This is a genomic window from Myxococcus sp. AB036A, assembly GCF_006547355.1.
Classification (GTDB): Bacteria; Myxococcota; Myxococcia; order Myxococcales; family Myxococcaceae; genus Myxococcus; species Myxococcus virescens.
Map to the genome: position 1 here is coordinate 1 of NZ_VHLC01000029.1, position 12,721 is coordinate 12,721.

11 protein-coding genes are annotated in these 12,721 nt (G+C 68.6%); 6 read left to right on the forward strand and 5 right to left on the reverse strand.

Going from position 1 to position 12,721, the window contains the following annotated elements; genetic code table 11:
• Positions 1 to 188: 188 nt before the first annotated feature.
• Positions 189 to 3,440 carry a carbamoyl-phosphate synthase large subunit gene (gene carB, locus FL344_RS14395; protein WP_141589534.1) on the forward strand — a complete coding sequence of 1,084 codons (3,252 nt, stop codon included), beginning with the start codon at positions 189 to 191 and terminating at the stop codon, positions 3,438 to 3,440.
• A gap of 77 nt (positions 3,441 to 3,517) precedes the next feature.
• Here the strand turns inward: carB and FL344_RS14400 are convergent, their stop codons facing one another.
• Positions 3,518 to 4,603 (reverse strand): NADH:flavin oxidoreductase, encoded by a 1,086-nt coding sequence (locus tag FL344_RS14400; protein WP_141618937.1) that lies wholly within the window; start codon positions 4,601 to 4,603, stop codon positions 3,518 to 3,520.
• A 293-nt stretch (positions 4,604 to 4,896) separates the two neighbouring features.
• Between FL344_RS14400 and FL344_RS14405 the strand changes: the two genes are divergently transcribed.
• Complete coding sequence (locus FL344_RS14405) at positions 4,897 to 6,048, forward strand: fatty acid desaturase (protein WP_141618938.1); 1,152 nt, start codon at positions 4,897 to 4,899, stop codon at positions 6,046 to 6,048.
• Between the two features lie 15 nt (positions 6,049 to 6,063).
• On the opposite strand, the gene FL344_RS14410 is transcribed toward FL344_RS14405, so the two are convergent.
• Genes FL344_RS14410 through FL344_RS39060 form a run of 3 tightly spaced genes read right to left on the reverse strand, consistent with a single transcriptional unit; the run spans position 6,064 to position 8,311 of the window.
• The gene (locus FL344_RS14410) at positions 6,064 to 6,546 is read right to left on the reverse strand and encodes an SRPBCC family protein (protein ID WP_141618939.1); all 483 of its coding nucleotides are present in this window, start codon (positions 6,544 to 6,546) and stop codon (positions 6,064 to 6,066) included.
• Positions 6,547 to 6,575: 29 nt separating this feature from the next.
• Complete coding sequence (locus FL344_RS14415) at positions 6,576 to 7,055, reverse strand: hypothetical protein (RefSeq protein ID WP_011553425.1); 480 nt, start codon at positions 7,053 to 7,055, stop codon at positions 6,576 to 6,578.
• A 17-nt stretch (positions 7,056 to 7,072) separates the two neighbouring features.
• Positions 7,073 to 8,311, reverse strand: coding sequence for a TonB C-terminal domain-containing protein (locus FL344_RS39060; RefSeq protein WP_228565043.1), 1,239 nt, complete (start codon positions 8,309 to 8,311; stop codon positions 7,073 to 7,075).
• A gap of 304 nt (positions 8,312 to 8,615) precedes the next feature.
• Between FL344_RS39060 and FL344_RS14425 the strand changes: the two genes are divergently transcribed.
• Positions 8,616 to 9,329 carry a ferritin-like domain-containing protein gene (locus FL344_RS14425; protein WP_228565044.1) on the forward strand — a complete coding sequence of 238 codons (714 nt, stop codon included), beginning with the start codon at positions 8,616 to 8,618 and terminating at the stop codon, positions 9,327 to 9,329.
• Positions 9,330 to 9,351: 22 nt separating this feature from the next.
• Positions 9,352 to 9,957 carry a peptide deformylase gene (gene def / locus FL344_RS14430; RefSeq protein WP_141618941.1) on the forward strand — a complete coding sequence of 202 codons (606 nt, stop codon included), beginning with the start codon at positions 9,352 to 9,354 and terminating at the stop codon, positions 9,955 to 9,957.
• A gap of 18 nt (positions 9,958 to 9,975) precedes the next feature.
• Here the strand turns inward: def and FL344_RS14435 are convergent, their stop codons facing one another.
• Positions 9,976 to 10,470, reverse strand: coding sequence for a PaaI family thioesterase (locus FL344_RS14435; RefSeq protein ID WP_141618942.1), 495 nt, complete (start codon positions 10,468 to 10,470; stop codon positions 9,976 to 9,978).
• A gap of 103 nt (positions 10,471 to 10,573) precedes the next feature.
• Here FL344_RS14435 and FL344_RS14440 point away from each other — a divergent pair, with 103 nt between their 5' ends.
• Together FL344_RS14440 and FL344_RS14445 are read left to right on the forward strand one after the other, a co-directional pair.
• Complete coding sequence (locus tag FL344_RS14440) at positions 10,574 to 11,422, forward strand: MBL fold metallo-hydrolase (protein ID WP_194863113.1); 849 nt, start codon at positions 10,574 to 10,576, stop codon at positions 11,420 to 11,422.
• A gap of 166 nt (positions 11,423 to 11,588) precedes the next feature.
• Positions 11,589 to 12,716: an FAD-dependent monooxygenase gene (locus FL344_RS14445; protein ID WP_255508200.1), complete on the forward strand. Its 1,128-nt coding sequence runs from the start codon at positions 11,589 to 11,591 to the stop codon at positions 12,714 to 12,716.
• Positions 12,717 to 12,721 lie beyond the last annotated feature (5 nt).

Consider the following 12,721-nt stretch of genomic DNA (forward strand, 5'->3'; position numbering starts at 1 on the left):
GGCGGCATCCTGGGCGAGGGCGGGGGACGCGAGCGAAACGAGCAGTGCCAGGGACCAGTGGCGCATGGAACCTCCGTGGGCGGCGGAGCCTAGCAGAGGACAGCGGGCGGGGCCCGGCGTCCGTGCGAGCGGGCGGTTTCAACACAGTCCTCGCATGTGGAGTCGGACGTTGGTATGGGGGCGCCCCGATGCCCAAGCGTACCGATATCCGCAAGGTTCTGGTGATTGGCTCGGGTCCGATTGTCATCGGGCAAGCCGTCGAGTTCGACTACTCCGGTACACAAGCCATCAAGGCACTCCGGGATGAAGGCGTGGAGGTGGTGCTGCTCAACAGCAACCCCGCCACCGTGATGACGGACCCTGAGTTCGCGCATCGCACCTACATCGAACCGATTACGGTGGAGGCGGCGGAGCGCATCCTCGCCTCGGAGCGGCCGGACTCACTCCTTCCCACCATGGGTGGCCAGACTGCGCTCAACCTCGCCAAGGCGCTGGCGGAGCAGGGCATCCTGGAGAAGTACGGCGTGCGCCTCATCGGCGCGTCCCTGGAAGCCATCAACAAGGCCGAGGACCGCCAGCTCTTCAAGGCGGCCATGCAGAAGATTGGCGTGGCCCTGCCCAAGAGCGGCTACGCGACGACGCTGGACCAGGCGATGAGCCTGGTGGAGGACATCGGCTTCCCGGCCATCATCCGCCCGTCCTTCACGCTGGGTGGCACCGGCGGTGGCATCGCGTACAACCGCGAGGAGTTCGAGACCATCTGCCGCTCGGGCCTGAAGGCCAGCCCCACCACCACCATCCTGGTGGAGGAGAGCGTGCTGGGCTGGAAGGAGTACGAGCTCGAGGTGGTCCGCGACACGGCGGACAACGTCATCATCGTCTGCTCCATTGAAAACCTGGACCCCATGGGCGTGCACACCGGTGACTCCATCACCGTGGCGCCCGCGCAGACGCTGACGGACCGCGAGTACCAGCGGATGCGGCAGGCGTCGCTGGCCATCATCCGGGAGATTGGCGTCGACACGGGTGGCTCCAACATCCAGTTCGGCATCAACCCGAAGGACGGCCGCATGGTCGTCATCGAGATGAACCCGCGCGTGTCGCGCTCCAGCGCGCTGGCGTCGAAGGCGACGGGCTACCCCATCGCGAAGATCGCCGCGAAGCTGGCGCTGGGCTACACGCTGGATGAGCTGCGCAACGACATCACCCGCGACACGCCGGCCTCCTTCGAGCCGACGCTGGACTACGTGGTGGTGAAGGTGCCGCGCTTCAACTTCGAGAAGTTCCCGCACGCGGACCGGACGCTGACCACGAGCATGCGCTCGGTGGGCGAGGTGATGGCCATTGGCCGCACCTTCCCGGAGGCGTACATGAAGGCGCTGCGCTCCATGGAACTGGGCCGCGTGGGCCTGGAGTCCCCGGAGCTGCCGGCGGAGAAGGAGGAGCGGGAGAAGGTGCTGCGCGAGGCGCTGCGCATCCCTCGCCCGGAGCGTCCCTGGTTCGTGGCCCAGGCCTTCCGCGAAGGCATGACGGTGGAGGACGTGCACGCGCTCTCCGCCATCGACCCCTGGTTCCTTCGCTACATCCAGATGCTGGTGAACGAGGCGCAGTCGCTCCAGGAGTACGGGCGGCTGGACCAGCTCCCGGACGAGGTGCTCCGGCAGGCCAAGGCGCACGGCTTCTCCGACAAGTATCTGGGCCGGCTGCTCGGCTACCCGGCGGAAGAGGTGCGGGCGCACCGGCACGCGCGCAACATCCGGCCTGTCTACAAGCGGGTGGACACCTGCGCCGCGGAGTTCGAGGCGTACACGCCCTACCTGTACTCCACCTACGAGGAGGAGGACGAGGCGCCGCCCACGGACCGGCAGAAGGTGCTCATCCTGGGCAGCGGCCCCATCCGCATCGGCCAGGGCATCGAGTTCGACTACGCGTGCGTCCACGCCGCCTTCGCGCTGCGCGAGGCCGGGTACGAGACGGTGATGGTCAACTGCAACCCGGAGACGGTGTCCACCGACTACGACACGTCGGACCGCCTCTACTTCGAGCCGCTGACCATCGAGGATGTGCTCGAGGTGTCCCAGCGCGAGAAGCCGGTGGGCGCCATCGTCCAGTTCGGCGGCCAGACGCCGCTGCGCATCTCCGTGCCGCTGGAGAAGGCGGGCCTGCCCATCCTGGGCACGTCGCCGGACGCCATCGACCGCGCGGAGGACCGGGAGCGCTTCGCCGCGCTCATCGAGAAGCTGGGCCTGAAGCAGCCGGAGAACGGCGTCGCGCGCAGCCACGCGGAGGCCTTCAAGGTGGCCGAGCGCATCGGCTACCCCGTCATGGTGCGGCCCTCCTACGTGCTGGGCGGCCGGGCCATGGAGACCGTCTACGACGTGGCCAGCCTGGAGCGGTACATGCGCGAGGCGGTGAGCGCATCGCCCGAGCACCCGGTGCTCATCGACCGCTTCCTGAAGGAAGCCATCGAGGTGGACCTGGACCTGGTGGCGGACCGCACCGGCGCGGTGATGATTGGCGGCGTGCTGGAGCACATCCAGGAGGCGGGCGTGCACTCCGGTGACGCCGCGGCCACGCTGCCGCCGCACTCGCTGTCGCCGGACCTGGTGGAGCGGATGAAGGACCAGGCCATCGCCCTGGCACGCGAGCTGGGCGTGGTGGGCCTGATGAACGTGCAGTTCGCCATCCAGGGGAAGACCATCTACATCCTGGAAGTGAATCCGCGCGCGAGCCGCACGGTGCCCTTCATCTCCAAGGCCACCGGCGTGGCGATGGCGAAGATCGCCGCGCTCTGCATGGTGGGCAAGACGCTCGAGGAGCAGGGCGTCACGCAAGAGCCGGAGTTCAAGCACGTGGCGGTGAAGGAGAGCGTGTTCCCCTTCGCGCGCTTCGCGGGCGTGGACGTCATCCTCGGGCCGGAGATGAAGTCCACCGGCGAGGTGATGGGCCTGGCGAACGACTATGCGTCCGCCTTCGCCAAGAGCCAGCTCGCCGCGGGCGTGAAGCTGCCCAAGAGCGGCAAGGTGTTCATCTCCGTCAAGGATGACGACAAGCCGGCGGTGGTGGACCTGGCGCGGCGCCTGCGGAGCATGGGCTTCTCCCTCGTCGTCACCTCCGGTACGCACAAATACCTGACGACGAAGGGCATCGAGGCGCAGGTGGTGCAGAAGGTGACGGAGGGCCGCCCGAACATCGTCGACAAGATTGTCGACGGCGAAATCGTGCTGGTCATCAACACCACATTCGGCAAGCAGGAGATCGCCGACAGCTTCTCCATCCGCCGCGAGTCGCTGATGCACTCGGTGCCGTACTACACGACGGTGCAGGCGGCGCGGATGGCGGTGGGCGCGCTGGAGTCGCTCAAGTGCACGGAACTGGAAGTGAAGCCGCTCCAGGAGTACCTGGGCATCAACGCGGCGCCCCCGGGCACCCGGCGCTGAAACGCAGCGCTCGTTGGACGTGAGTCATGCGGCCCCGCTCCTCCTGGGAGTGGGGCCGTCTGCGTTTCAGGGCCGCCTCAGGCCGGTTGGTCCGTCACGAAGCCGCGCCAGTTGCGCATGTAGTTCACGAAGACGTCGGACAGGCCCTCGGCGTTGAGCGTGGAGGGGGACAGCGGCGGCACCTGGAGCGTGTCGCCTCGCTGCACGCGGCGCGGCCAGTCATGATTCGCGATAGCCGCTCGGCCCACGGCCACGGCGTCCGCGCCGCGCGCGAGCTGGGCTTCTGCCTCCTCGCGCGTGCGCACCTCGCCCGCGACCACGATGCGGACACCGGTGCCCACGGCCTGCCGGAAGAGCGGCGTCGCGTGCTGGTCCGGCCGCTTGAGGGTGTTGTGGGCCGCCTTCCACAGGGACAGGTGGAGGACGTCCACGCCCTCGCGCGTGAGCATGCGCGCGACCTCCAGCGACTCGTCCAGGTCCAGGCCCCTGGCCTGCCTCGCGTCCTCCGGGGACAGGCGCACGGCGAGGACCAGGGTGGGCGCCGCGCGCCGCACCGCGCGGACGGTCTCCTGCAGCAGGCGCCAGCGGTTCTCCAGCGAGCCGCCCCATCGATCCTGCCGGCGGTTGAAGACGGTGCTCAGGAACTGCGAGAACAGGTAGCCGTGCGCCCCATGGAGTTCCACGGCGTCGAACCCCGCCTCGGCGCAGCGGCGCGCCGCGTTCGCGAAGGCCGCGATGACGCCCTCGATGTCGGCCTCGGTGGCTTCGCGGCAGTGGAGGCCGTCCGCGTCATACGCGCTGGCGCTCCACACCTCGCGCTGGCTGACCTCGGCGTTGGCGCGAAGTCCTCCGTGGAAGAGCTGCGCGGAGAGCAGGGCGCCTCCTTCATGGATGCGCGCGGCCATGCGCTTCAGTCCGGGCAGCATCGCGTCGTCGTGAACGCCCAGCTCGCCCGGCCACGTCTTGCCGTCCTGGGAAACGTAGGCGGCGCACGTCTCCACCACGCCGAACCCGCCATCGGCGCGCATCGCGAGGAAGCGAAGCTCCGCATCGGAGAGCGTGCCATCGGGATGGCTCTGGGTGTTCGTCAGGGGCGCCAGCCAGATGCGGTTGGGCGCGATGACACCCTTTCGGAGCTCGAGGGGCGCGAACAGGTCGGTCATGACGGCATCTCGCTTTCGAAGTGGGCGGGTCCATTCGCTCGGGCTGATGGGGGCGCCAGGCCGCTTGCCTTGCCGCGCGGCGGCCTGCTTCCCCTTGACGTCGATGTCGCCCTGTGGGCCGGACACGGGGCGCGGGTATAACCTGCGGCTCGGGGCTCCGCATGGCCTCGTTCGAAAGCAGGGGCCGAGGGCAAAGCGTGGCTGGACGCCCGCGGACCCTGGCGGCTACGGTTCGCGCCGAGCTGTTTCCCCCCTTCGCCCGTGTCCATCTCCGCGACCGAGGAGAGCCGTTCATGCCGTCCCAGGCTGCCCCCGACTTCGACATTTCTTCCGTGGACGTGGAGGGGTTTCACCGTGAGTTGAAGGCGCTTCGTGAGCAACTGGACGCATCGCTGGGCGAGGCGGATGCGGCGCACCTCCGGAAGATTGAGCGCTGGGGTCGGGCGGCGACCGCGCTGGGTGCGGCGACCTGCTGGCTGGCGCCGAACCCGCTCAGCGCGGCGGCGCTCAGTGTCGGGCGCTCCACGCGTTGGCTGCTGATGCACCACGTGGGGCATCGGGGCTACGACCGGGTGCCGGGGCTTCCGGCGTCTCGCACGGGGAAGGGCTTCGCGAAGGGGAGCCGCCGCTATCTGGACTGGCTCGACTGGATGTTGCCGGAGGCCTGGGTGTTCGAGCACAACGTGCTCCACCACTCGCACACTGGCGAGGATGCGGACCCCGACCTCCTGGAGCGCAACGCGGAGGGGACGCTGCGCAACCCGGAGCGCCCGCTGGCGCTGCGGTACGCGCAGCTCGCGCTGCTCGCGCTGACGTGGCGGGCCAGCTACTACGCGCCGGAGACGCTCAGTTCGCTGCGCCGCAAGGGCCGGCGCAAGGGTGGAGAGCTGACGCGCGAGGAGCTGAAGGAGCTGCTGCTGAGCTGCTATCTGCCGTATTCGGCCGTGCAGTTCGGGCTCTTCCCGGCGCTCTACCTGGTGCTGGGGCCGTGGGCGTCGTTCAGCGCGTTCTGCAACTCCGTGATGGCGGACATCCTCACCAGCCTGCACACGTTCCTGGTGGTGGGGCCGAACCACACGGGCGAGGACCTGTACCGGTTCGACTCGAAGCCGGAGAGCCGCGGCGAGCGCTACGTGCAGCAGGTGATTGGCAGCGCGAACTACCGCACGGGCGGAGACCTGAACGACTTCGCCCACCTGTGGCTGAACTACCAGATTGAGCACCACATCTGGCCAGACCTGCCGATGCTGAAGTACCGCGAGGTTCAGCCGCAGGTGAAGGCGCTTTGCGAGAAGTACGGCATCCCCTACGTGCAGGAGAGCGTCTGGACCCGCGCGAAGAAGATGGTGGACGTCGTGGTGGGCAAGACGTCCATGCGGAAGCTCGCGCCGAAGCGCCAGGACCGTGATGCCGGAGTGGCCGCTGCGCATGCTCCCGCGGCGTGAGGCAGGGACGTTCGGCTACTCGGTGTAGGCCGCGAGGTTCGCCAGGGTCGAGGTCAGTCCCTCGATGTGGTCTTCCTGGCGAATGCCTTCGGGCACGTCTTCACAGGTGACGGTGACGCGGGTTCCCCCGGCGGCGGGCGTCAGCGTCCAGGTCATGGTCATCGTGCCCGCGTAGGCGGGGTCATCCGATTCGAACTCGAATCGCTGCACGACGCGTTCGTTGGGGACGAGCTCCACGAAGAGGCCCTCGACGACGTCCTCGTGCGCGGAGGTCTTCCCGGGCGCGGTGTGGTCCGCATTGTCGTAGGAGAGTGTCATCCGGTACGTCCCGCCCGCGCGTGGCTCGAACGCGTGGATGTGGCCCTTCATGCCTTCCGGTGGGAGCCAGGTCGCCACGGCCTCGGGCTCCACGAAGGCCCGGTAGAGGGCTTCTGGCGAGGCCGCGATGACTCGCGAAGCCGTGTCGGTTCTCTTCCCGGAGCCTGTCGTGTTCGTCACGGGGGCATCCTGTTCGTGAGCGGCGCGGCTTACGCGCGCCGCGTGGTGCGTGTCAGCGTCTTCCGCGGCGGAGCTTCGGCGGCGTCGTGCCGGACGGCCTCGACATCCACCACGCGCGAGCCATCTGGCGGAACCGGTGGGCCCAGCGTCACCACGAGCACTCGGTAGGACTCCTCCAGCCGCTTGTGCAGCTTGGAGAAGATCAGCTGGGCGGTGCCGGGCATGTCTTCGGTGTACGTGAAGTACCAGCGCAGCTCGTCCAGGCGGCCGTAGAAGTGGTCCACCACGGCTTGTTCCTGTTCGGGCAGGTGGATGAGCTGGTCGAACGCGCCGTCGGCGTACCGTGACGCGATGGTGCCCAGGAGCGGTTCGCGGCTGCGCAGGCGGGAGAAGAGGGCGAACATCTCATCCCGGCGGGCATCGAGCCTGCGCATGATGCCCGCGGCGTCCATCGCGAGCAGGTTTCGGACGCGGGAGGCCATTTCATCGGCCTTCTTGCGACGAGCCATGGCGCGTCAGCCTAGCATCAGTAGACGCGCAACAAGTGGGACCGGCACACGAACCGTGGGTTGCGGAAGTCGATGACCTCGATTTCGCCCGTCGTCTCCTCGAAGCGTCCGGCCAGGATGCCAGCAGCGCTCGTCGCGGCGATGTACCAGGCGTCCTGTCCCTTCAGCTCCTTGAGCTTGCGCAGGTACACGACGCGGCCTTCCACGGCCCACAAGGTATGGATGCCGTCGGCTCGGACACCTCGCGCGCCAGCAGGTGGCGCAGCCAGCTTCGCCAGTGACGCCGGAATGGCGTTCAGGACGTAGGCGTCGTAGGCCGGGTTGCCACTCAGCGAGATGAGCTTCGCATCGCGCAGGGTGCCATCCACCTCCTGCGTCAGCTCCAGCGTCACGACGAGCTTCGAGCCGCCACCAGTGGCCAGATGTTGGAGCTCCTGACCCGCCTGGGCCAAGAGGCGCGGATGCTCCATGGATTCGTCTCCAGAGCGCTGCTGGAGGTCGTAGAGCCGTTCGGTCGTGGTGGGCGCCTTCGGCGGTGGGCCGTCTCCTGGGTTGCCAGCCGCTCCGAAGCTGCTGGCTCGGGAAGCCCAGGCGGTCCCTGCCTGATTCACCAGGCTGGTTCCTGGGAATACCGGCGCATCTTCGAGGCCCTTCTCAAGCGCCTCTCGGAGGCGGCTGAAATACGGGTCGATGAGACCGTTGGCGACGCGAAGCTGGGCCTGCTCGTCGACGATGAATTCCTCCACACGCCCCGCGACGATGGCCTCCTCCTGCGCGGCGAGCTGCTCACGGGAAGGTGCCGGGTCGCCAGGGCGCAACGTGCGTCCACTCGGTGTCCTTGGACCGGCGAGCGGCGCTCCTCCTGGCACCAGGAACGAGGGCAGGGGCTCGGCGCCAACCTGGAGTTGTTGCGGCCTGCGAGGGGCGTCCGGCGGCGATGCGGTGGTCTCCGGTGCAGCACCCGTGTCGGGTGCGTCGAGAGGGGCAGGGGATGGCGCTGCGACGAGGCCATCCCCGGCCGGTGTCTTTCTCACCCGCTTTCCCTTGGGACGAGGCGTGGCCGCCGAAGGTGCAGGCTGCCGCGGGAGAGGTGGAGGCGTCCGCACAGGGGGCGTGGTGACGATGTCCACCTCGAGCGGCTTCGACGTGACGGCCCGGCGGGGTGCACGCTCCGGCGGGTCAACAGACCCCAGCAGCAAGAGCAGCCCCACGTGGATGACGAGCGATACCAGCGCGGCCCCGCCGAGTCGTCGCATCCTCCGCATCTCGACGCTCACGCTCCCTGGGGCGGTGTCTCCACGTCCTACCAGCATACCCAGCACGGACCTTGGCCTGGACACGCCTACGTCCCGCCGTGCGCGCCATTGCGTGCAGTCCCCATCAGGACATGGGGTGCGACCGTGCGGTGCCCAACGCAATGACTCACTGCGACAAGCGACTCCTTTACCGCCGTCTGTCTCGCGCGTCGGTTACGCTCGGTGCTTCGAGGCCACCATGAACAACGCTCCTGATGATGGCTGTCCGGCCGACCAGCGCTTGCTGCGGAGACCGGGTAGAACGATGCCAGACGCGCTCCGGCGGTTCGTCGCGGAGACCTGGGTCTTCCGCAGGCAGGAGGAACTGGAGGCGGGGCTGCGCTTCGCCCGATTAGCGGGAGCGCTCGAGCAACTGGCCACGCCCGAAACGCTGGTGGAACTCGCGCGCCGCGCTGCGGAGGACGAGCGGCGCCACGCGGGAATGTGCGAGCTGATGGCGCGCACCTACGGACAAGCGGTAATGCCCCCCGTTCCCCTGGTGGCACGGGAGACTGCTCCGCAAGCCCTCGGCTTCCGCGAGCGCGTGCTCTACGAAGTCGTCGCCGCCTGCTGCATCTCGGAGACGGAGAGCACGGCCGGATTGACCTCGGTGCTGGCCGTGGACGGACCACCCCGGGTGCGCGCGGTGCTTCGAGGCATCCTTCGGGACGAGGTCGCGCACAGCCGGCTGGGATGGGCCTACCTCGCGCATGCAGCCAAATCAGGCTCCGTGGCGTTCCTGTCGCCGTACCTGCCTGAGATGCTGGAGGAAAGCGTGTCGCCCAGGCTCTTCGCGAAGGGCCTGTCCGATGCGGAGGGCTCCATGCTCCTGGCGCACGGCGTGTTGCCGCATGCGCGCAAGCTCGAGGTGTTCATCCAGGCCCTGCACGACGTCGTCTTTCCCGGGCTGGAACGGTGCGGAGTGGACACCACTCCCGGACGGCAGTGGGTGGAGCATTGTCGTCAGTCGGGAGCCTAGCGGGCCCTGCTACGCTGGCGGCATGGTGCTCAAGATTGTGCAGGCAGGGGACCCGGTGCTGCGTCGGAAGGCGCGCGATTTGACGCCGGAGGAGATTGCCAGCCCGGAGACGGCGCGGCTCATCGAGCAGATGCGCGACACGATGCGGGACGCACCCGGCGTCGGGCTGGCGGCGCCCCAGGTGGGCGTAAGCCTGCGAGTCGTCGTCATCGAGGACCGGCCCGAGTATCAGGCAGGCCTCTCGGAGAGCGAGCGGGCGGCGCGAGGGCGGAAGCCCGTTCCCTTCCACGTGCTCATCAATCCCAGGCTGGTGGTGGAGGACGCGGCACCCGCGGAGTTCCACGAAGGGTGTCTGAGCGTGTCGGGCTTCGCGGCCCTGGTGCCCCGTGCCTGCGCCGTGCGCGTGGATGCACTCGACGAGCACGGCCAGCCCGTGACGGTCCAGGGCCGGGGCTGGTACGCACGCATTCTCCAACACGAGCTGGACCACCTGGACGGCACGCTCTACGTGGATCGGATGGAGACCCGGAGCTTCACCACCGCGGAGAACCATCGCCGGTACCAGGCGGGGCGCAGCACCGCGGAGCTGCGCGCCGAGCTGGGGCTGCCAGTGCCCGACAAGGGGTAGGGCACGCCGTCTTTCGCGTCAGCCTTCGCGGCCGTGCGCCGCGGCCTTCAACTGGGCTGTGTCGACGCGGACGAAGATGGAATCACCCACCGCGGTCAGCGTCTCGCCCGCGAAGACTTCGCAGAGGACTCGGCTCTTGCGTCCGACTTCGCCCTCGACGCGTGCACGGAGGGTGAGCGGGACGCCCATGGGCGTGGGCTTGATGAACTTCACGCCCAGGCTACCGGTGACGCATTCGATGACCGGCGAGCTTCCAGGTGAGCGGCCCTCGGCGCGGTAGTGGTACGCCATGGCCGTCCAGTTCGAGTGGCAGTCGACCAGCATGGCAATCAGACCGCCGTAGACGAGCTCCGGCCAGCCGCTGTACCGGGCATCGGGCGTGTGGCGTGCCACCACGTGGATGCCGTCCTCATCCCAGTAGCTTTGGATGTGCAGGCCGTGAGGGTTCTTGCCGCCGCAGCCGTAACAGATGCCTTCTGGCGCGACGATTTCCTGGAGAGATGAGGTTTCCATATGGGGCCCTGATGGGAAGGGAGGCGCAACGATGCGCACATCCTGGCCCAGCAGGGGCCTTTCGTCGCGTGTCTCGTCCATGCCCAGGATAGTGTCCGTGCCGATGCTCACTGAAGTCCAGGCAGGTCCCTACACCGTTCGAGGCGTGTCCGTGGGCGGCGTGTACACGTCGCTCCAGGTCCCCGAGCTGGACGTCGTGCTCGACGTGGGGCTACCCATTCGCTCCTTCTGTGGCTCGGACCGCATCTTCTTGAGCCACGCGCACCCGGACCATGCCAGCGGGCTCGGCTCGTTGCTCGGCATCCGTCGGCTCATCGGCAAGGGCGCACCCCAGGTCTTCCTTCCCGCGGAGATCGAGGCGAACGTCCAGGCGTCGCTCGCCGTGATGTCGCGGCTGCACCACACCTCCATGGAGGTGCACACCGTGCCGATGTTGCCGGGGGACGTGCGGCCCCTGGGGCAAGGTCTGTTCGTCCGCGCGTTCCGGACGCATCACCCGGTGCCGTCGCTCGGCTACCAGTTCTTCCGCCGTGTCGCGAAGCTCCGCCTCGAGCACCAGTCACTCCCGCCTCAGGAAATCGCCAGGCGGCGGCAAGCAGGCGAAGCGCTCTTCGACGAAGTGGAGCGGCTGGAGCTGGCCTATGCCACCGACACCCTGTCCCGCGTCCTGGACACGGAGCCGGGCCTCTTCGACTCGCGCGTGCTCATCCTCGAGTGCACCTTCGTCGACGCGCGCCACTCCGTGCAGGACGCTCAGGCGAAGGCGCATCTCCACCTGGACGAACTCCTCGTGCGCGCGGACCAGTTCCGCAACGAAGCCCTGGTCCTCATGCACTTCAGCCAGGCGCTTCCCCCTGAAGCCGTCCACGCCACGTTGCGCGCGCGACTGCCGCCGTCGCTGGCCGAACGCGTCCGTGTCTTCGCTCCCGAAGCGGGCCGTTGGTTCGGGTGAGCCGCGCCCGTGAAGTCCGCGTCGGAGCGCCAGCCCCGGTACGGCAACGACGTGGCGGCGGTGCAGCGCTGACCTCCCGTCACTGTGTTGCACATGAATCGCGACTCGCCACGGCATACCTGTTAAAGCGCCGCGCATGAGCACGTCATCGCCCAGGCATGTTCTCGTGGCTGGGGCTGGAATTGGTGGACTCACGCTGGCTTGCGCGCTTCGGCGCGCGGGCCTCTCCGTCACTGTGTTCGAGCGCTCCGACGCCTTGAAATGGGTGGGCGCGGGCCTCACGGTCCAGATGAACGCCTCGGCGGCCCTGCGCCGCATCGGCCTGTGTGACGAGGTGGCCCAGGCCGGTGCGTGTCCCACGGACAGCGCGATTCTGAAGCCGTCGGGCTCGGCGCTCACGCGGCTTCCGGTGACTCGAATCCAGGAGGAGCTGGGGCTGCCTCTGGTGTGTCTCCACAGGGCGCGGCTCCAGTCCGTGCTGCTGGCCCATGCCGGGGAGGAGAACGTCCGGATGGGGCTCACCGTGACGGCGTTTCACGACGATGGCCAGACGGTGACGGTGCGGTTGTCGGACGGCAGCTCGGTGACGGGCGATGCGCTGGTGGGCGCGGACGGGCTGCGCTCGGTGGTGCGTGGAGCGCTGCTGGGCGACGCGCCGTTGCGCTATTCGGGCTACACGAGCTGGCGGGGTGTTTGCTCAGACGTCTCGAGCGCGACGCCGGGACTTGTTTCAGAGACGTGGGGGCCTGGGGCGCGCTTCGGTGTGGTGCCCATTGGCTTCGGGCAAACGTACTGGTTCGCCACGCAGAATGCTCCGGCCGGAGGGCAGGATGAACCCGGGGAGACACGGGCCCGGTTGCAGTCCCTCTTCGGCGGGTGGCACGCGCCCATCGCGGACCTGATCGCCGCGACGGATGAAGCGAACATCATCCGCACGGACATCCACGACCGGCCGCCCGCCAGCCGCTGGAGCCGGGGCCGGGTGACTCTGTTGGGAGACGCCGCGCACCCGATGACGCCCAACATGGGGCAGGGCGGATGTCAGGCCATCGAGGATGCCGTGGTGCTGGCGGAGTTGCTGGCCGCGGAGGGCCCCGTGGACGCGGCGCTGGCGGCCTACGAGCGACGCCGGCTCGAGCGTGCCAACAGCTTCGTGACGCGTTCCTGGAGCCTGGGGCGCGTGGCCCAGTGGGAGAGTTCAGCGGGGCGCTTCATTCGTAATGCGCTCTTCCAACTCGTGCCTCCAGGGCTCGCCGCCCGGCAGGTCCGAGCGTTGGTGCGCGACGCCGAGTAGGGCTC

Excerpts from the sequence above, each read along its gene's own strand:
- carB (WP_141589534.1), top strand. The coding sequence starts at position 189 with ATGCCCAAGCGTACCGATATCCGCAAGGTTCTGGTGATTGGCTCGGGT.
- FL344_RS14440 (WP_194863113.1), top strand. The coding sequence starts at position 10,574 with ATGCTCACTGAAGTCCAGGCAGGTCCCTACACCGTTCGAGGCGTGTCC.
- FL344_RS14400 (WP_141618937.1), bottom strand. The coding sequence starts at position 4,603 with ATGACCGACCTGTTCGCGCCCCTCGAGCTCCGAAAGGGTGTCATCGCG.
- FL344_RS14415 (WP_011553425.1), bottom strand. The coding sequence starts at position 7,055 with ATGGCTCGTCGCAAGAAGGCCGATGAAATGGCCTCCCGCGTCCGAAAC.
- FL344_RS14405 (WP_141618938.1), top strand. The coding sequence starts at position 4,897 with ATGCCGTCCCAGGCTGCCCCCGACTTCGACATTTCTTCCGTGGACGTG.
- FL344_RS39060 (WP_228565043.1), bottom strand. The coding sequence starts at position 8,311 with ATGCGACGACTCGGCGGGGCCGCGCTGGTATCGCTCGTCATCCACGTG.
- def (WP_141618941.1), top strand. The coding sequence starts at position 9,352 with ATGGTGCTCAAGATTGTGCAGGCAGGGGACCCGGTGCTGCGTCGGAAG.
- FL344_RS14425 (WP_228565044.1), top strand. The coding sequence starts at position 8,616 with ATGCCAGACGCGCTCCGGCGGTTCGTCGCGGAGACCTGGGTCTTCCGC.
- FL344_RS14435 (WP_141618942.1), bottom strand. The coding sequence starts at position 10,470 with ATGGAAACCTCATCTCTCCAGGAAATCGTCGCGCCAGAAGGCATCTGT.